This is a genomic window from Vibrio hangzhouensis (assembly GCF_900107935.1).
GTDB lineage: Bacteria > Pseudomonadota > Gammaproteobacteria > Enterobacterales > Vibrionaceae > Vibrio > Vibrio hangzhouensis.
The window spans coordinates 11574-30575 of record NZ_FNVG01000035.1 but is presented as its reverse complement, the minus strand read 5'-3'; the positions used below and the strand labels follow the sequence as shown (position 1 = coordinate 30575).

Here is a 19002-nt window from a genome sequence, read left to right as displayed (position 1 = left end):
TCCGAAGAGCGGCTGTTGCTCTCGCCAACAAAACAGTCAGAACGGCATGGTCAATGCTCAATCACCACCAACCATACCGATTACCCGAAACAGTTTAAGAACCATATTTAGGTTACAACCAAGAGTAAGACAAAAACAGGTAAGACCGACCCTAACGAGCCAGATCATCCTCATGGTACCAGGTACCTTTTTCGCGAAGTGGCATTAGGGTGCGAAAACATCAAGGGGCAGAGTTCGCTACTCAATAAGAGCCCGAATATGCGCATGCTTCCTACTTATTTTTGTCCTCTAGTTGCAATCTAACGGGAGTCCATATACGAGGATGACGGTATGTCTACTATGAACGCCGATAGAGCTACTTAATTTCACCAAAGCGCTCTAAGTAAAGAATAGTCGCGGCCGTTCTCGATGGTACCTGAAGTTTTCTCAACAAACTCTTCATATGTACTTTGACCGTAGATTCAGAAATGAACAGGCGGTCAGCGATCTGTTTGTTTCTAAAGCCTTTAGCAACCTCTTGCAAGATCTGCATCTCTCGCTCTGTCAGTGTGGTAAACACATCGCTCGCGTTAGCACGTTCATCCAGATATTTGGCAACGGCTTGACTGAATGCCTTGTTACCTGAGGTCAGTCCACGTAGCAAATCAATGATTTCATCAGGCTCCGTATCTTTAAGCAAGTAGCCGTCAGCTCCCGCCTTAACAAGCGCGTCAATATCAGCCGGAATGTCTGAGACAGTCAGAATCACTATGTGTCCCTGAAAATCATCTTCACGCAAGGCTTTTAATGTATCCAGCCCTGACATGCCTTTCATATTCAGGTCGAGCAAAATTAAGTCTGGCTCCTGCTCTTTTGCCAAGGCAATCGCATCTGAGCCATTGCTCGCTTCGGCAACAATAATAAAGTCATCTTCAAAGCTGAGTAATTGACCGATTCCACGCCTCATCAGTGGGTGGTCATCGACCAACATTACTTTACATTCGCTCACTTAGTGGCTCCTTACTTCTTTGAAATGTTAATACCACTTCACAACCCTGGTTTTCAGCGGTGTGAATGGATAAATTGGCATTCAGACGAGCAGCCCGTTCTTGCATGATGCTCATCCCATAGTGGTCTATTTTTTCGATGTTCTGATCGAACCCTACCCCATCATCGACGATTTTCACGGTGACCAGAGCATTTTCATCTTCAATGCAAGATACGTCGATAACTTTCGCATCGGCATGCTTCATTGCATTGAGAACTGCCTCGCGAATTAATTGCAATATATGGACCTGTTCGTTAGCACCCAGTTCCAACGACGACATCTGATTATTGAGTTTTATGGTCGCTTCCGTCTGGTCATCAAGCTGATGCAACATTTCCGTTATGGCTTCGCCAAACGTCCCTTCTTTGATGGAAAGACGGAAAGTGGTCAACAATTCTCTAAGCTGGATATAAGCGTTATCCAACCCTTCTCGAATATCATTCAATACCATTCCAGAGCGACTGCCGTCTACCTCCGGCAATTCTTTGTTCAACGAGCGCTTAAGCAGTGTTACCTGAATTTTCAGATACGACAGGGATTGAGCCAGCGAGTCGTGCAGTTCTCGTGCGATCGTTGCGCGCTCTTCCATCAAGATGATCTGTTCCGTTTGTCTTTGTGCTTTATTGTAGTAAATCGCTCGTGAAAGGATTTGAACAAAGTTATCAATGAGTTTTTCATCCGGGCAAGGAAGCCCGATTTGATATCTGAGCTGGCCCAACATATCACCATCTAGCTGAAGAACTTTTATCCGTTCAGACTTCCCATTAAACTCGCCTTCAGTCGCAATCCACGGACTCCCTTCCACTTCATCGACTTTCAATTCAACAGCGGTAATGCCCTCAACGCTCGAGATATACGTCAGGATCGCTCTGAAATTCTCGTGAGAAATCCGGGTCGCTGTCAACTCTTGGGAAGACTGGTAAAGAACCTGCAATGATTGGTGGGCGTGCTGCAATTTGTGTGTCTTTTCGTTTACCGCTTGCTCCAGGCCGCGATACAGTTTACCCAAATCATTGGCCATATTCTTGAAGGCATTGCCCAAAATGCCCAGTTCGTTATCCGAACGAATATCTACCGAGACATCAAATGAGCGGTTCTGAACTTGTTCACTTGCCAGTATTAGTTGTCCTAACGGTCTGACGATCTGTTTACGTACAAACAGAACGACATAAACAGCCACCAATAAAATGCCACCCAAACCAATACCACCAGCCCAGGCTAACCGAATCAATTTGTTTTCAGAGTGTTCTTGCAACTTAAGGACGAAATGGTCAATGCGGTCTACGAAATTTGCCACCAGCATTAGGTACTGCTCTCGATCATCACTAGCCAGTACTTTCTTTAGCTCATGCCAACGCACGATAAGTTTATAGTAATCTTGAGTGATCTCAGTCGGAACATCCCATGACTGTAGCGATTTCATTGAAGGTGAATAAAGTGAACGTTCAAATTGCTCGACGTGCAAATAGTAAAGAGGTGAATCCGACTGCATATCATGAGCCAATCGATAGCTCTGCATGCGCATTGAGCCTGAAACATTCACTGCTTCAGCATCGTTCAGGCTTGATGCCAAAGTAAGGATCGCGAAGTTGGTTGTAGCAAGTGATAACAATAAGATGAGTATCATTGCTTTTGCTATTGTACCCGTGACAGACTTATTCGGCTTCTTCATGATCTATTCATCTCATCAAACAAATTCATCTCCATTTACCCGCCCTGAAAACAGACCTCACACTATCGCTATCTATTGTCTGTAATTTATTGATCCAAAACAATGATAGCAGTTAATTACCCCCTAAGAGGTATTTATACAAATATGTCGAAACTTACAATTTATATGAATGTAAATTAAAGATTGTTAACAGATTTTTTGAGCTAAACTTCTCTGTGAACAGTTTTTATTGGTGAGATGAATGGTAGACGTTTCCAGGCGACGATTCTTTACAAGAAAGCAGATAGATACAAAACAAGTGAGGCTACCGTGGGTCAAGGATCTGCAAACCTTTACTGACTTATGCACTCGCTGTGGGAAATGTGTCAACGCTTGCGAAACACAAATCATCGTAAATGGTGACGGCGGCTACCCTTCCGTCGACTTCACAATTGATGAATGTACCTTCTGCTACAAGTGTGCAGAAATTTGCCCAGAGCCTATATTTAATAAGAGTATCAGCGACCCTTGGCAGGCGAAAGCCAGTATCTCAGAAACTTGTTTAGCGCACTCAAATGTTGAGTGCCGTAGTTGCGGAGATAGCTGTGAAGCCATGGCCATAACTTTCAAGCTGAGGGCCGGTGGAGTCGCTTTACCTAAATTGGAGTTGGGAGAATGTAATGGCTGCGGAGCATGTGTGTCCGTTTGTCCAACGTCTTCTATCTCAGTAAGCAATGTTTAAGCAATACGTTAAAAATAACAAAGAGAAGAACTCTATATGTCACTAAATGAAGTGCACATTTCAAGTTTGGTAGTTCACTGTAAGGCTGAATACCTTGCAGAAGTCAAAGCACAGATCGAACAGTACGATAACGCTGAAATCTATGGAGACAGTGAGGAAGGCAAGATTGTCGTTGTACTGGAAACTGAAAACCAGGGATTTGTGACCGATACGATTGATGCTATCAACAACTTACCGAATGTCCTTAACGCCGCCTTGGTTTATCACCAAATCGAGAGGGGGTTAGATGACGATGAAAACAACACTGGAAGTAACCATTCCCAATTAGAGGGTGAAGTATGAAAATGACAAGACGTGCGTTCGTGAAAGCGAACGCAGCGGCATCAGCAGCGGCTGTAGCAGGTATTACCCTTCCTGCTTCAGCAACAAACCTGATTGCTAGCTCCGACCAAACAAAGATTACCTGGGATAAAGCTCCTTGTCGTTTCTGTGGTACAGGCTGCTCTGTACTCGTAGGGACACAAAACGGTAAAGTTGTTGCAACCCAAGGCGACCCAGAAGCTCCTGTTAACAAAGGCCTGAACTGTATCAAGGGTTACTTCCTGTCTAAAATCATGTACGGTAACGACCGTCTGACCCAGCCCCTTCTTCGTATGAAAGATGGCAAGTTTGACAAAGACGGTGACTTCACTCCTATCTCTTGGGATCAAGCCTTTGACATCATGGCTGAAAAGTGGAAAGCCTCACTGAAAGCTAAGGGACCAACAAGCATTGGTATGTTCGGTTCAGGCCAGTGGACTGTCATGGAAGGTTACGCTGCAGCCAAGATGATGAAAGCGGGCTTCCGCTCTAACAACATTGACCCTAACGCACGTCACTGTATGGCTTCAGCGGTAGTGGGTTTCATGCGCGCATTTGGTATCGATGAACCGATGGGCTGTTATGACGACTTTGAAAACGCTGACTCATTCGTACTTTGGGGTTCGAATATGGCAGAGATGCACCCAGTATTGTGGACACGTATCACTGACCGTCGCCTAAGTCACCCACACGTTCGCGTGAACGTTTTATCGACCTATTACCACCGTTCATTTGAACTCGCTGACCAAGGTTACATCTTCAACCCTCAGTCTGACCTGGCTATTGCGAACTTCATCGCGAACTACATCATTCAGAATGACGCGGTTAACTGGGACTTCGTCAATAAGCACACCAACTTCAAACAAGCGGATACCGATATCGGCTATGGCCTGCGTGATGAAGACCCACTGCAACAGGCAGCGGCCAATGCTAACTCAGGTAAAATGTCCGACATTACATTTGAGCAATACAAAGCATCTGTTGCGCCATACACGGTAGAAAAAGCCTCTGAGATCTCTGGTGTTGAGCAAGAAAAATTGATTGAGCTTGCTAAGCAGTACGCCGATCCTAACGTGAAAGTAATGTCACTGTGGACTATGGGTATGAACCAACATACTCGTGGCGTTTGGATGAACGGCCTGGTGTATAACATTCACCTACTAACCGGCAAAATTGCGACTCCGGGTAACAGCCCATTCTCATTAACGGGTCAGCCTTCAGCGTGTGGTACCGCTCGTGAAGTAGGTACATTCGCCCACCGTCTACCTGCAGACATGGTAGTAGCAAACCCTAAACACCGTGCAATTGCCGAGAAAGAATGGAAACTACCTGAAGGTACGATTCCGCCAAAACCAGGTTACCACGCGGTACTACAAGACCGTATGCTAAAAGATGGCAAACTGAATTGTTACTGGATTCAATGTAACAATAACCTGCAAGCGGGTCCAAATATCAACAACGAACGTCTTCCTGGTTACCGTAATCCAGAAAACTTCATTGTATGTTCTGACCCTTACCCGACTGCAACCGCACAGGCTGCTGACTTGATCCTTCCAACAGCAATGTGGATTGAAAAAGAAGGGGCTTACGGTAACGCAGAACGTCGTACTCAGGCTTGGTACCAACAGGTTGAGACTGTAGGCGAAGCGAAATCTGACTTGTGGCAGGTCATGGAGTTCACAAAACGCTTCAAGATGGAAGAAGTGTGGCCAGAAGAGTTACTTGCTAAAGCGCCTGAATACCGTGGTAAAACCATGTATGACATGCTGTTTAAAAACGGTCAGGTGGACAAGTATCCTATCGAAGAAGCTCGTGAGCTTAACGATGATGCTCACCACTTCGGTTACTATGTACAAAAAGGCCTGTTTGAAGAATACGCCGCCTTTGGTCGCGACCACGGTCATGACCTAGCACCTTATGATGTTTATCATCAGGTACGTGGTCTGCGTTGGCCTGTCGTCGATGGCAAAGAAACACTGTGGCGTTATAAAGAAGGCTATGATCCTTATGCTAAAGCAGGCTCAGGATGGGACTTCTATGGTAAGCCAGATGGTAAAGCACTGATTATTTCTGCTCCTTACGAAGCGCCACCAGAAGTGCCAAACGAAGAGTTCGATTTGTGGCTATGTACAGGCCGTGTTCTTGAGCACTGGCACACAGGTACCATGACGCGTCGTGTTCCTGAGCTGTATAAGGCAGTTCCGGATGCAGTCTGCTACATGCACCCTGAAGATGCGAAAACTCGTGGTGTTCGCCGTGGTGATGAGGTTCTGATTCAGAACAAACGTGGTGAGGTTCGTGTTCGTGTTGAAACACGTGGCCGTAACCGTCCGCCGCAAGGTCTGGTATTTGTACCATTCTTCGATGCGCGCATCCTAATCAATAAGCTGATTCTTGATGCGACTGATCCTCTGTCCAAACAGACAGACTTCAAGAAGTGCCCAGTTAAGATCACGAAAGTGGCTTAAGGGCGAGCAAAACAGCAAAGTGGCTACTCCGTTGCGAGTAGCCCTCGAAGAATTAGCCTAAAGGCGGAGAACATAAAATGAAAAAAATGATTGTCGCTATTCTCTCTGTTGGTGCATTGCTCGCTGGCGTGGCGCAAGCAGAACTGAATAACCCGGGTGGAACTGGTGGTCTGGATTCACTTCGCGGTAGTACAAACCTTGAAGATACTCGTCCTGCGGACGCCTTCAAGCATACACCTAAAGACCAATTGGTAGAGAGTTCATTTGTATATCAGCCTCCACTGATCCCTCACCAAATTCGTAACTATGAAGTATCGCTTAATGCGAACAAATGCCTGGCATGCCATAGCTGGAAAAACGCCAAGGAAGCAGGTGCAACCAAAATCAGTGTTACTCACTACATGAATCGTGAAGATGCTGTGCTGGCGGACATGTCTCCTCGTCGTTACTTCTGTCTACAATGCCATGTACCTCAAGTAGACGCCCAACCACTAGTGGGTAACGACTTTGAGCGCGTTGATTCGTTGCGTACTGAATAGCCAAATGAAGTCAAGAGAGGCTATATATGAAATTTCTTAAAGCATTTTGGACGCGTTTAAAGTCGCCAAGCAAGGCAGCAGCAGGGGTTGTGCTATTCTTGGGCTTTGCCGGCGGTCTACTATTTTGGGGTGCGTTTAACACGGGTATGGAAGCCACGAACACAGAAGAATTTTGTTCTGGCTGTCATGCTCCAATCGTAGCGGAGATTCAGGAAACCATTCACTGGTCTAATCGTTCGGGCGTACGTGCCATATGTTCTGATTGTCACGTTCCACATAATTGGACTGACAAAATCGTCCGTAAGGTGCAGGCTTCGAAAGAGCTGTTTGCACACTACGTGCTTGATACCATTGGAACCGAAGAGAAGTTCCAGGCTCGTCGTGGTCATTTAGCCGAGCGAGAATGGGCAAGACTGAAAAATAATGATTCATTAGAATGCCGTAACTGTCATGAGTTCGATTTTATGGACTTTTCTGAGCAGGGACCACGAAGCGTTCAACAACACTCTACAGCGCTAGCATCAGGTGAGAAAACATGTGTAGACTGCCACAAAGGTATTGCACATAGACTTCCTAACATGAGCGGTGTAGAAGGCTGGCAATAAGGAGCTCTGAATGAGTACATTAGAATCGGTGATTTGGCACGTACTAGGTTATGCTGCAATGCCAGTCATTGTTTTATCGGGATTTGTCGGAGTAGCAGCAGTTTCACTCTGGTTATTGTCCCTAGGCAAAGACAAACAACTATAATTTCCTGGCCCTGCTACTGCAGGGCTTTTTTTTGCCCGCTTTTTTGCAATTCATCTATAGTTAACTCATTGAATAAAATAAATAAGTCAACAAGTCATGTTTTCAAAGGACTCTGAAAGCGCTGTTGTTGAACCATATGAGTGTCAGTAGAATGAATAACAAAAATCGAAGTCGATTCTCCATTAGGCGAGCTGTAGCGGTACTGTTTACTGTCGCCATCACGGCTACAGCCTTAATTTCCGCCTCGGTCATATTTTCTCTCACAAAAAATCGTGAGATTGACCATGCTCTGTCGAACTACCAGCTAGTTTCATCCGCTCTCTCTCAACGTTTGGAACATTTTGATTTAGTGGGCGAACAAGCAGCGATGCAACTTCGAACTCTGCTCTCTCAACAAACAGAACACATTGAGCGCTCTGAGATGGTCGAATTATTTGGGGCAACATTTTTGGGCAACCCATTTATTTACAGTATCTATATCGGCTTTGAAAATGACCATTTTATTCAATTGATAAATCTAAGGTCTCAGTCCACAGCCAGCCAAATCCATCTATTACAAGATGAGGCCTGGATGGTTGTTGAACACCTTCAACAAGGTGAGTCGCGAGTCAAGCTGACGCAATACTATCTCGATAACTTTGAGCTCAGCAGAGAGACGGTCGATATCAGTAGTTACTACCCCACGAGACGAGGTTGGTTTACCCGCGCGGAAGCGGATGAAGTCCAAAAAACTGCTCCATATTTGTTTTACAACCTGAAAGTAACGGGGCAAACTTTTTCGATAAAAGTGCCTGATCTTAATGCTGTAATTGGCGTGGACATCGCCTTAAACGACCTGCACAGTCAACTTGAACAAAAATTAACTGGCACCGACGTACTGAAAGGCAGCGATGCGTACATCGTCAGTGATTCTGGCCGGATTATCAGCTCTAATCAAAATGGCACTGATGCCGATAAGGTCCCAGAGATTTCACCTATGCCGCTATCTCGTGAACAGTTAGCTCTGGTTGCTCAATCTCCTTTATTAAAAGTATCCAATCAGCTTGATTGGGAACCCATCGATTTCGCTCTCTCGGGACAACCGTACGGACTGGTTATCGACTTGTTTACTCTGCTGTCGAAAGCGACCGGATTGCAATTTGAATTCGTAAATGGCAGGAGCTGGGCGGAACTTACCGAAGATTATCAATTGCGGAAAATTGACATTCTACAGTCCGTCGCAGCTAACAACCCCCTTACTGCAGTTCATCTTACCAGCGATCCCCTATATGAACTTGGCTACTCTATCGCTACGCATGGGGATGCCCCCAATGTGTTCTCTTTGGGCGATTTGGAAGGAAGGATTGTCGGTATATTAAAGGGTTGGTCAATCATTGACAGTATCAGAGAACAACACCCCAATATCACTATCTATCAGTACGACAATTACGAAGAAGCGTTTCACGATACACGAATTCGCAAGATCACAGGGGTTCTCGACGTCACGCCAGTACTAAAAAATAAAGTGACTCAACTGGTCAACGATGAATTAAAACTTCAACCCCTGGCAAAAAGCAGTTTGTTACACTCACGTTTTTACTTTGTGGCGCACGACGAGCTCAAACCCTATGTAGCACTCATTAATGAAGGTCTTGATTACTTAAAAGCATTAAACATACCGCAACAACTCAAAGAAAAATGGCTTGATACAGCCCTGCACCACACGAGCCACTTACCCGACAAGACGCTATTAACGGTACTGCAGGATCCCATATACCACAATACGATTACTCCAATAGAGTTAAACGGCGGCAAAAGTTTCATCTACATATCTCAGGTGAACGAGATGCCAAAAGAGTATTTTGTTTTGGTCATACCAGAATCGGTTATTTTGGACAGGGTATATTCTCATGTCCTATACAGTTCCGTTTGGACTCTGGCCGCACTGGTTATTATGATTCCATTTGTCTGGCGCGTAAGTACTCCCCTGGCGAAGCCCATCAAACGACTGGTTACTGAAACTAAAAAAATTAAATATCGTCACTACGATAAAGTAACTGCCTTTGAAAGCCCAATTCGGGAAGTCAACGAATTGTCGGCTGCCATTCTTGATATGGCAAAATCACTAGATACCTTCCAACGCTCTCAGGATGCATTTATTGAATCCATCATCCAACTGATTGCACGAGCTATTGATGAGAAATCGCCCTACACCGGCGCCCACTGTTTGCGGGTACCCGAACTGGCATTTCTACTTTCAGATGCAGCAGAAAAGTCAGATGAGGGCATATTTGAGTCGTTCAAATTCAAAAACCGTGCTCAGCGAAGAGAGTTTCGAATAGCGGCCTGGCTTCACGACTGTGGGAAGATAACCGTGCCAGAATATGTAGTAGACAAAGGCACCAAACTGGAGACTAATTACAACCGTATCCACGAGATCCGAACTCGATTTGAAGTCCTTTTGCGAGACGCCGAGATAAACGCGCTAAAAGCTGAACTGACCTTTCCTGACCAGAAAGAGAAACTGCAACAAGAACTGAAACGGCGTAAAGATGAACTCGTCGAACAATTTGGTTTTATTGCACAAATGAACATCGGCAATGAATTTACTACAGAACAAAATGTACAACGAATCCGTGAAATCGGCCAGCAAACATGGCGTGCCCATTTTGACCCTAAACTAGGGCTCTCACCGCTAGAAGAACAGCGCCTATCAAATAACGATGATAAAACGTCAAGGATTGAAACTCTGCTCAGCGACAAGCCTGAACATATTATTCCCCGAGACTCAGAGTACACGGTGGATCCCAAACTGGGTATTAAGATGGAAGTACCGGAACATTTATACAATCTCGGCGAACTCTACAATCTAACCATCTCTCGAGGCACACTAACCCGAGAAGAGCGATTTAAGATTAATGAGCATATGATCGCTGGCATTAAAATGCTCAGTAGCATCCCCTTCCCCGAAGAGCTAAAAGATGTGGAGCGCATAGCAACAACCCACCATGAAACGATGAAAGGTACAGGGTACCCGCGCCGTCTCAAAGGCGAAGCACTTTCAATACCTGAGCGTATTCTCGCTATTGCCGACATTTTTGAAGCACTCACGGCCGCTGACCGTCCATACAAAAAGGCAAAGACAGTCAGCGAGTCGCTCAACATCTTACACAAAATGGCGCTTGATGAGCATGTCGATATGCAGGTTTTCCAACTGTTCATTAAAAGCAAAGTATATCTGGAATATGCACATCGATTTCTTGCCAAGTCACAAATCGACGACGTTGATGAAAGTCGTTACCTATCAGGCTAGTCATGACAAAAAAGTGGACGCTTTAGAGCGTCCACTCATGCTTCAGTATTAAGCTAAGGCGCAGTATCAATTTCCATAGGCTGATAATGTTTTGCCTCTAAATGCAGCCACTCTGGAATCACTGTGCCCATTGAAATGGATGACCATGTGCCCGAGAAGATTCCTATAAACATAGCCGTCGCAAATCCTTGCAGCGCATCACCACCGAGTAACCAAAGAGCCCCAACTGTAATCAAAGTAGTACCTGATGTAACCATGGTTCTTGCGAACGTGGCAATCACTGCCTGATCACTCACATCCGCGGTAGCTTCACTTGGTCTGAGCTTTAAAATTTCCCGGATACGGTCAGCGATAATAATCGAGTCGTTGAGCGAATAACCCAAAATGGCCAGGATTGCTGCAAACACAGTCAAATTGAACTCCATTTGAGTAAGAGCGAAAAAGCCCAATACTAAAATGACGTCATGCAATAGTGCAGCCAGAGCACCACTGGCTAATCGCCATTCAAAACGAAAACTCAGGTACCCCAAAATACACAGCAAACAAACCAGCAAGGCCAGCCCCCCCTGATCGTATAGCTCTTGCCCTACCTGTGCACCAACAATACTGTCACTGACGATAGACGAATCTGGATAAGCCTGCATAAGCGCTTGTTTGAATTCATTATGCTTTTCTGCTCCCTGATCTACCGAGTATCGAATCGTCCAACGCCCCTCCTCACCTGACTGCGTTACCGTTATACCTTCTCCCAACACCGGTGTTAACGAGTCTTTCAATTCAGTCTGACTCGTCACACTGCTCAACTGAACCTCGGAAACCACCCCTCCGGTAAAGTCCAGGCCAAAGTTCAGTCCTTTCAATGCTACCGCTATAATCGAAATCATCACTAAACCAATGGAAAGCACATTAGTAAAATAGCGAATTGAACGAATGTTTGTCTTGAAGAAATCTTTCATGATTAAACCCTCACCTCACGACGAGAGTCTCGTCCCCAAATTAGATTAATAATGGCACGCGATGCAAAAATACCGGTAAACATACTGGTAAGCAGGCCTAACCCTAGCGTTAAAGCAAAGCCCTGAATTGGCCCATTACCAATCGCATAAAGAATGACCGCTGTGATCATTGTCGTGATATTAGCATCCATAATCGTTGCCACTGCAGAGTTAAAACCCTGGTCAATTGCTTGAGCGAAGCTTCGACCTTCGCCCAGTTTGTCTCTGATCCTCTCAAAAATCAGCACATTGGTATCGACAGCCATACCAACGGTCAAAACAAGACCAGCAATACCCGGCAATGTGAGAATTGCGCCTGGTACCAGGGCAATGAGTCCCAACAGACAGCTCATATTAAGAATCAGGGCGACGTTCGCAACCCAGCCTAACCGGCGATACCAAAGTGCCATAAAAGTCAACGTCAGACCCATACCTAACGCCAGCGCCGCAAATCCATTTTGAATATTCTCAGCACCCAGTGATGCACCTATGGTGCGCTCCTCAACAATAGTGACTGGTGCGGTTAAAGAACCAGCACGTAGCAATAGTGCCAACTGCTGCGCTTCCTCAAGATTACCCGAACCCGTGATTCGGAACTGACTACCAAGCTGAGACTGTATAGTCGCGACACTTATGACTTTTTCATTCCGTTGCGTTTCACCTCGTGCATCAACACCGTACTCGCGATAGACCGTCGCCATCGGTTTACCAATGTGCGTTGCAGAGAAATCGCTCATCATTTTACCGCCAGCATGGTCGAGGGAAATATCAACTTCTGGCCGATGCATCTGGTCAAAGCCAACGCGAGCGTTTACGATGTGTTCACCAGTCAATACTGGCTTTTTCACTAAAGTAACTTGTTTACCTTGTTCATCTTTCACTTTAAGCGTAGAGACAAGGTTTGATGATGTGCTGACTTCATGGAAAGCCAAACTGGCCGTGGCACCAATGACACGCTTAGCCAGAGCTGGGTCCTGAACACCCGGTAGTTCAATACGGATCCCGGTTTCCCCTTGTCTCTGAACACTCGCCTCCGTAATGCCTAATTCCTCGATTCGCTGCCGCATGATTTTGAGGTTTTGCTGCATCGTCAGCGTTTGGAATTCAGTGAAGTTTTGCGCTTTCATCTTAATCAAAAGTTCTTCACCACTGCCTTTCGCTTGCCACTCAGGATAATTTTTATTGATGAACTTGCGAACTGCGACTTCACCTTTATTGTTTTTGGCAAGCACCCTGATACCACTTTCCGTATCAGGTCGAACGATCACATCAAATACGCGCTCTTTACGTAGTGCCGTTTTGATTTCATCAATCACTGCGTCACGCTGTTCAGAAACAGCCTGGCCCACATCAACATTGAGCAAGAATTGGACACCACCTCTGAGATCAAGGCCAAGCTTGATGGGCGTAAATCCCATGCTTTGTAGCCATTGCGGAGCAACTGAAGTGTAGGAATAAGACATACTGTCGTCATTCCTAACCCACTCTCCCAGAGTGTTTCGCGCCTTGGTTTGTTCGTGTTCGTCATCAAAGACAAGTTGTGCCACATTGTTTTTCATAGTGACCGAATCGGGAATAATTCCCGCATCATGCAGCAGTGAATTGATCTTAAATGGACTGTTTAATTGCTCATTGTAGTCGCTGACCTTTAGTTCGATAGCTGGCTTTTCGCCAAACCAGGAGGGTAATGCACTGAGTGCTAAAACCACACAGGTCACAATCAACACAAGGTACTTCCAGGTTGAATAGTGATTTAACACTGCACGTGATTGTTTTTTTATACGCATAGTTGTTCCTCAGCAAAACGCTGATTTCATAAAGTTGATTTGCAACCGTACATCACGCTAATGCGGTGTAACTTCTATTAGTTGCTCTTAATTGACGGATAAAGTAGGAAACAAGCTACGCATATAGCGTATTGAGAAAAACGTAGAGGGTATTACTGTCTTTCCAGCCACCAATACGGTAGTTGTGGTTGGTATAGGTCAGATAGAAAGAGGGAAGCGCCAACGGAGGTGGAGCACCGGCGCTAATTGCTAAGTGGCTCGGGGCCCCAAAATCAAACAGCAGGTTATAACAAGGTAACTCCAGTTCTCGACTCTCGTTACCGTTATTAATTCCACGCCATGAACTCAATATCGCTTTTGCGTCATGGTCACCCAGCGATTTCGACCTAGGTTTATGAGGGACCTGACGCGCGTTGGTTGAATGAGTCAGTCTGTTCGACAGCGCCAAGGCAGATTGTTGCTGCCAGGTAATAAAGTGTTGTGATGATGCTTGACTGTTGTACTGCTCTTCGTGTTCAGACGCAGCTATTCCTTGGGGTGCGAAAAACGCAACAACCAGAGAAATAAAAAACTGCAGACTAAACTTATTCAAAGGGGTGACCTCGGACGACTTGGATTCGCATTATCTGCCTATGTTGAGCCAAACACAAATAAAAAAAACTAAATCGAAAAATCGAAATTATTCACTTTATCTTGTCGGAGCTAAGGTCGCCTTCTATATTCATATGGCAATGACAACAAAGAGGTAGACAATGGAACTGTCTCAACATGAAAGGCTAACTTTAGTCAAATACGCATTAAACGTACTGGATGGTTGGGGAGCATCAAATATTCAGACGGAAGCGATTCTGGAGCTTTCAGAAGAGCAACATGCCCGTTTAAAGGTCGCTCCTGCACGCGTGCCGATAGGATCTTCAACGTTAGAAAGAGTGCACCTAATAGTAGAGATAGATGGCCTGCTTCGCACTGCATTTGAAAGCTCTCATTTCATCAACAACTTTATTAATGTCAGAAGTAACTCATCAACCTTCAACGGGTACGCCCCCATAGAACATATTGAACGAGGCGATATTACTTCGCTTAAACGACTCAAACAATGCGCCAAAGAAATGGCAAGAGCAGCAGAAAGTGACAACTTCGATTAACTCAAATTCGGGTTCAAAAAACCTCACCTGATGCGACATTTAGGTAGACTTTATTCTTGGTATCAAGTCCACCACAATAGGTGAAGTAAACATTGTCAGAGAAATTTATAGATTTAATCCAGCCCCTCACTTCTTTGAAATCAGACAGGCGGCATCTTTTTTCTGTAATCAAAGCCGTAGATGCCTGTAAAAATACATCTTGAAACCGGATGAAATCGTCACTGGTATCAACATATTCAGTCAACACATTAAGCCAGGCTTCACCATTAAGCGCGAAAGGTTGATCAGACAAAGTGGCCGCATTCAACCATTGGGAAACCTCTTCAGCACCTTCTTCTAACTGATAAATTGGAGCAATGCGTATCCAGTCTCCTTGACGTTCCATCACTTCTAATTTCTCACCATAATAAGCAACGCCGTCTGAAGCGGAAGTCATATCAGGCTGAACATAAACCGTTTCAACAGACTGTGATACGTAGTAGTACTCCGGTAGGAGTTGGCGTTCCTCGTCAGGAACTTCAATTGGATTGGGTACAACCTTGGGTATAGACTCATTCTCATCCATTTCCAACTGAGGTCTCGACCTTTCTCGCTCTGGTTTATTAAAATCGCCCAGATAATAGGTGGTTCCGCCAGCAGCTGCGAGAAAAATGATGAATACCAATAAAACAAACAGGTTTTTTTTCACAATTTACTCATTAATCAGTAGTGCTTTATCGTTATCGGCACAGTCAATGATAATTTTACTGTTAATTTTGGGCAGGTAATCACATTTCATTTTATGAAGCGACGCTTTAATCGCCAGATTACACACAATTACATTCCATAACCTTATGTATGTGTTAGTATTTCCTATCAGTAATGATAACCAACTGCATGTGCAACAAACTGAATACAGTGCACTCAATCATGCGTCGCCTTGTCTCAAAAATACAAAAATAACTTGGCTTTGGGCATCATTTTCCTATCTTACTGGCTCAAAAAAGTGTGATTAATCTCGCAACCGAGTTTAAATCGACTAGTATACAGTAAGAACCATTGCACAAAGGTTAGTTATTAATGCGCTTGAAGTTTTTGTTAGGGATGACACTTTTTCTGTGTATGTTCGGGCTACAGTTAAGTTATGCCGAACCGCACAACGAAGGTCTAACTGAAGAACAAAAAACATTCTCCATTGGTGTTCTTAGCAATAAAGCGCGCAAACACGTCCTCTACACTGCCCCACTTGCCAGCTACATTGCGTCACAGTTGAAACCCTATGGTTATGAGAGTGGCAAAGTAAAAATCACCAGTTCCATTCTTGAATTAGGCCATTGGCTTGATACAGGTGAAGTGGACTTGATCTCGGAGACTTTCTACTCAGCACTGACTCTCCAGAATGAGCATAACGGAGAGTGGGTTCTGAGACGCTGGAAGAAAGGCGTTGCTGAATACCATACCGTGTTTTTTGCCCGAAAGGATGGGCCGGTTTCAAGTTTAGAAGACTTGAAAGGAAAGAAGCTCATTCTTGAGGACCAAACCTCCACATCTGGCTTCTACCTTCCTGTTCACGAGTTACTCAAACACAATATCTCGACAAACAGACATATGGTGTTCAATGATGCTGACACGGCTCCAGAAGTAGGGGTTGTACTGACAGGTGACATCTTACGCAGAGCCGATGAGGTCTCGTTATCAACCTGGGTTTATCAGGCTCAAGCAGACGCTGGCGCATTCTCCAATCTCAATTGGGATGACTCAGGTGATATGCCACTGCACTTGAAATCTGAATTAAAGATCATCCACCGCACTCAGCCCCTGCCGCGCAGTGTGGTGCTATTGAGAAAAAATTTACCTGCCAATGTAAAACAGTCCGTTATTAAGGTTCTCAAGGAGGCCAATGAAGATCCCAGAGGAAAAGCCGTACTGGAGCAATTTCAGAAAACCGCCAGGTTTGATGATATCCCGCCAGAGTACTTAACAGACTTAACAAGATACAACACCGCTCGTCTTCAAGTCGAAGAAGCATGGTTCAACTGAAGTAGGATAATTGAATGAAGCTTCGACTAAGACTACAAGGGCAATATATGTTAGTGACATTCGCACTAGCAGTAGTCATGACATTAACCAGCGCTGGGATTCATATTTGGCTATCATCAGCACAATCTAGCCGTCTATTGAATGAATTAACCATTCAGAACAGCAAGACGTTTCGCGCAGAACTAAGTAAACGGGCCAATCAAATGTCAGGTTATTTGTCTGACGCATTATTTGACCCGCTTTATATGTACAATCTCTCGGATGCTAATCAACTCATTAAGCCTATCGTTCAGCTTGGTGAAGTAAAACGTCTTATTGTCTTTGACAGCAAAGGCCGTATTTTTCATGACGGTGATGAAAGCCTACAACATCTGGGGGAGCCTTTCCCGTTTTCCAAACCGATGAACAACGTCCTTCGTTACGGCAGTTCTATACAATCATTCGGGCCTCATAGTCTTAAAGTCTATCGTCCGATTCAGGCAGCCAACCAGATTATCGGTGGGGTATACTTAGAGTTATCACTGGACAAAGTTGAACAGGATATCGATGCGATGGCTGCGCTAATAAAAGCCATTGATCGTCGAACTCAGGAAGAGTTGTACTTGGGTGTGGCTCTTGCCGCCATTTTGCTTTTAACCATATCTGCCATCATTGCAACGCTGATCTCCCGAAGCTGGAGCCGCCCTCTAGTCAAGCTCACTGAGCAAGCAGACGCGATTGGTCGGGGCGATTTCAAACGCGCTGATAGCATCACAGAAATACACCGTGATGATGAAATTGGTGACCTCAGTAAAGCGGTACGCTCCATGGCAACCAAGCTAGAGCAACGTACACAGAAAATTACCCATCTCGCTTATCACGATGCGTTGACAGAATTGCCTAACCGCACTCGTTTCATCCAACATCTGCAAAGTACCATCAAGTCCTATCCAGCGACGTCGTTTTCTGTCCTGTTCCTGGATCTGGATGAATTTAAGGTCATCAATGACAACTACGGACACGACAGTGGAGACTTTCTGCTAATCCGTCTGGCCGAAAAACTCAGCGCCTGTGCGCGCGAGATCACCAATGACCATCCACTCACCATGATATCCCGTATTGGTGGTGATGAATTTCTAATGCTGATACCACATCTCAAGAGCACCGAAGATGTTGATGCGGTCGTAAAACAAATCTTTGATGCCGTTCGTTCTCCGATATTAATGGAAAATGAAGAACTGGTCGTCGGTGGGAGTATTGGTGTCGCGCGATATCCATACAATGGCAAAACGTCGGAAGATCTGATTAAGAACGCCGATATCGCTATGTATCGAGCGAAAGCCGATGGCAAGAATACTCACAAAACGTTTACACCTAAAATGTTCAAGTCTGTCGTCCATCGTGCCAACATCGAACGTGAGCTACGTCGCTCCCTATCGGATTTACAACAATTTGAGCTTTGGTTCCAACCTCTTGTTTGCCTCAAGACCGGAAGAGTCATTGGTGCTGAATCTCTTGTGCGCTGGCGACACCCGACCTTAGGACTCGTTTCACCTCTCGATTTTATTTCCATCGCTGAAGAGACGGCCATGATCCTCCCGCTAGGTCAATGGCTCATTGAAAGTCTATGCCGACAACTACAGCAATGGATGCCCTATTTCGGCCCAGACTTCCACGCTTCTATCAATATTTCATCGAAGCAGCTTTATCGACAGAATCTGCTGGAAATGTTTGCTTTTTATATGGAAAAGTATCAAGTTCCTGCCAGAGCAATCCGAATGGAAATCACCGAAAGCTTGCTGTTGCAAGATGAAGACGAAGCAGAACGTACCTTGAAAGCCATCAGAGCCAGCGGTATCGAAGTCTGGCTAGATGATTTCGGCACTGGATATTCTTCATTGAGCTACCTACGAAAATTCACCGTGGATGGCATCAAGATTGACCGCTCATTCATTAGAGACATTATTGCTGATCCAAAAGACCAGCAGTTAGTGCAAGCCATGGTCGCTATGGCTAAGAACCTTGATTTACTGGTAGTCGCAGAAGGTATAGAAACGCCAGAACAAGCCGAAAAGGTGGAGAAGTTTGGTTGTCAGGTCGGTCAGGGTTACTACTTTGACAAACCTATGCCCGTGGATGATTTTGTCAAAAAGCTGATTAATGAAAGCGAATCCAACGTGGTTGAGTTTAAACTGTAGCCAGCCATCCGGTTTGAATCGTTAATTCGAGTCTTAGCACCCTATACTGC

Annotated in this window: 17 protein-coding genes; 11 read left to right on the top strand and 6 right to left on the bottom strand. The window is 45.1% G+C overall.

What is annotated here, in order from left to right:
• A partial coding sequence (locus C4S60_RS23720; protein WP_208623294.1) for a hypothetical protein occupies positions 1-208 on the top strand: 208 nt, incomplete at its 5' end.
• A gap of 147 nt (positions 209-355) precedes the next feature.
• On the opposite strand, the gene C4S60_RS21535 is transcribed toward C4S60_RS23720, so the two are convergent.
• Both C4S60_RS21535 and narQ read right to left on the bottom strand, forming a co-directional pair.
• Positions 356-988 carry a response regulator gene (locus C4S60_RS21535; protein WP_103882360.1) on the bottom strand — a complete coding sequence of 211 codons (633 nt, stop codon included), beginning with the start codon at positions 986-988 and terminating at the stop codon, positions 356-358.
• Positions 975-2702 carry a nitrate/nitrite two-component system sensor histidine kinase NarQ gene (gene narQ / locus C4S60_RS21530; protein ID WP_425275152.1) on the bottom strand — a complete coding sequence of 576 codons (1728 nt, stop codon included), beginning with the start codon at positions 2700-2702 and terminating at the stop codon, positions 975-977. Before narQ ends, C4S60_RS21535 begins: the two co-directional genes overlap by 14 nt.
• A gap of 238 nt (positions 2703-2940) precedes the next feature.
• Between narQ and napF the strand changes: the two genes are divergently transcribed.
• The 7 genes from napF (at position 2941) to C4S60_RS21495 (ending at position 10829) form a co-directional block, all read left to right on the top strand.
• Positions 2941-3420: a ferredoxin-type protein NapF gene (gene napF, locus C4S60_RS21525; RefSeq protein WP_103882358.1), complete on the top strand. Its 480-nt coding sequence runs from the start codon at positions 2941-2943 to the stop codon at positions 3418-3420.
• A 36-nt stretch (positions 3421-3456) separates the two neighbouring features.
• Entirely contained in the window at positions 3457-3762 is a 306-nt protein-coding gene (locus C4S60_RS21520) for a chaperone NapD (protein WP_103882357.1), read from the top strand.
• Entirely contained in the window at positions 3759-6248 is a 2490-nt protein-coding gene (gene napA / locus C4S60_RS21515; RefSeq protein WP_103882356.1) for a periplasmic nitrate reductase subunit alpha, read from the top strand. The genes C4S60_RS21520 and napA overlap by 4 nt, the downstream gene beginning before the upstream one ends.
• 77 nt (positions 6249-6325) lie before the next feature.
• Positions 6326-6787 (top strand): nitrate reductase cytochrome c-type subunit, encoded by a 462-nt coding sequence (locus tag C4S60_RS21510; RefSeq protein WP_103882355.1) that lies wholly within the window; start codon positions 6326-6328, stop codon positions 6785-6787.
• A 26-nt stretch (positions 6788-6813) separates the two neighbouring features.
• A complete protein-coding gene (locus tag C4S60_RS21505; protein ID WP_103882354.1) occupies positions 6814-7392 on the top strand; it encodes a NapC/NirT family cytochrome c in 579 nt (192 codons plus the stop codon).
• Between the two features lie 10 nt (positions 7393-7402).
• Positions 7403-7537 carry a TIGR02808 family protein gene (locus tag C4S60_RS21500; protein WP_103882353.1) on the top strand — a complete coding sequence of 45 codons (135 nt, stop codon included), beginning with the start codon at positions 7403-7405 and terminating at the stop codon, positions 7535-7537.
• A gap of 151 nt (positions 7538-7688) precedes the next feature.
• Positions 7689-10829: an HD domain-containing phosphohydrolase gene (locus C4S60_RS21495; protein WP_160111394.1), complete on the top strand. Its 3141-nt coding sequence runs from the start codon at positions 7689-7691 to the stop codon at positions 10827-10829.
• Between the two features lie 53 nt (positions 10830-10882).
• Here C4S60_RS21495 and secF read toward each other — a convergent pair whose 3' ends face one another.
• From secF to C4S60_RS21480, 3 genes are all read right to left on the bottom strand, one after another.
• Positions 10883-11785, bottom strand: coding sequence for a protein translocase subunit SecF (gene secF, locus C4S60_RS21490; RefSeq protein ID WP_103882351.1), 903 nt, complete (start codon positions 11783-11785; stop codon positions 10883-10885).
• A gap of 2 nt (positions 11786-11787) precedes the next feature.
• Positions 11788-13611, bottom strand: coding sequence for a protein translocase subunit SecD (gene secD / locus C4S60_RS21485; protein WP_103882350.1), 1824 nt, complete (start codon positions 13609-13611; stop codon positions 11788-11790).
• 115 nt (positions 13612-13726) lie between these two features.
• Positions 13727-14203: a hypothetical protein gene (locus tag C4S60_RS21480; protein WP_103882349.1), complete on the bottom strand. Its 477-nt coding sequence runs from the start codon at positions 14201-14203 to the stop codon at positions 13727-13729.
• Positions 14204-14363: 160 nt separating this feature from the next.
• Between C4S60_RS21480 and C4S60_RS21475 the strand changes: the two genes are divergently transcribed.
• Positions 14364-14756 (top strand): hypothetical protein, encoded by a 393-nt coding sequence (locus C4S60_RS21475; RefSeq protein ID WP_103882348.1) that lies wholly within the window; start codon positions 14364-14366, stop codon positions 14754-14756.
• A 13-nt stretch (positions 14757-14769) separates the two neighbouring features.
• Here C4S60_RS21475 and C4S60_RS21470 read toward each other — a convergent pair whose 3' ends face one another.
• Positions 14770-15444 carry an SH3 domain-containing protein gene (locus C4S60_RS21470; protein ID WP_103882347.1) on the bottom strand — a complete coding sequence of 225 codons (675 nt, stop codon included), beginning with the start codon at positions 15442-15444 and terminating at the stop codon, positions 14770-14772.
• A gap of 371 nt (positions 15445-15815) precedes the next feature.
• On the opposite strand from C4S60_RS21470, the gene C4S60_RS21465 reads away from it, so the two are divergent.
• Both C4S60_RS21465 and C4S60_RS21460 read left to right on the top strand, forming a co-directional pair.
• Positions 15816-16775, top strand: a complete 960-nt coding sequence (locus C4S60_RS21465; protein ID WP_103882346.1) for a phosphate/phosphite/phosphonate ABC transporter substrate-binding protein — start codon at positions 15816-15818, stop codon at positions 16773-16775.
• Positions 16776-16789: 14 nt separating this feature from the next.
• Positions 16790-18952, top strand: a complete 2163-nt coding sequence (locus tag C4S60_RS21460; protein ID WP_103882345.1) for an EAL domain-containing protein — start codon at positions 16790-16792, stop codon at positions 18950-18952.
• The last annotated feature ends 50 nt before the right edge of the window (positions 18953-19002 follow it).

Excerpts from the sequence above, each read along its gene's own strand:
- napF (WP_103882358.1), top strand. The coding sequence starts at position 2,941 with ATGGTAGACGTTTCCAGGCGACGATTCTTTACAAGAAAGCAGATAGAT.
- C4S60_RS21520 (WP_103882357.1), top strand. The coding sequence starts at position 3,457 with ATGTCACTAAATGAAGTGCACATTTCAAGTTTGGTAGTTCACTGTAAG.
- napA (WP_103882356.1), top strand. The coding sequence starts at position 3,759 with ATGAAAATGACAAGACGTGCGTTCGTGAAAGCGAACGCAGCGGCATCA.
- C4S60_RS21510 (WP_103882355.1), top strand. The coding sequence starts at position 6,326 with ATGAAAAAAATGATTGTCGCTATTCTCTCTGTTGGTGCATTGCTCGCT.
- C4S60_RS21505 (WP_103882354.1), top strand. The coding sequence starts at position 6,814 with ATGAAATTTCTTAAAGCATTTTGGACGCGTTTAAAGTCGCCAAGCAAG.
- C4S60_RS21500 (WP_103882353.1), top strand. The coding sequence starts at position 7,403 with ATGAGTACATTAGAATCGGTGATTTGGCACGTACTAGGTTATGCTGCA.
- C4S60_RS21495 (WP_160111394.1), top strand. The coding sequence starts at position 7,689 with ATGAATAACAAAAATCGAAGTCGATTCTCCATTAGGCGAGCTGTAGCG.
- secF (WP_103882351.1), bottom strand. The coding sequence starts at position 11,785 with ATGAAAGATTTCTTCAAGACAAACATTCGTTCAATTCGCTATTTTACT.
- secD (WP_103882350.1), bottom strand. The coding sequence starts at position 13,611 with ATGCGTATAAAAAAACAATCACGTGCAGTGTTAAATCACTATTCAACC.
- C4S60_RS21475 (WP_103882348.1), top strand. The coding sequence starts at position 14,364 with ATGGAACTGTCTCAACATGAAAGGCTAACTTTAGTCAAATACGCATTA.
- C4S60_RS21465 (WP_103882346.1), top strand. The coding sequence starts at position 15,816 with ATGCGCTTGAAGTTTTTGTTAGGGATGACACTTTTTCTGTGTATGTTC.
- C4S60_RS21460 (WP_103882345.1), top strand. The coding sequence starts at position 16,790 with ATGAAGCTTCGACTAAGACTACAAGGGCAATATATGTTAGTGACATTC.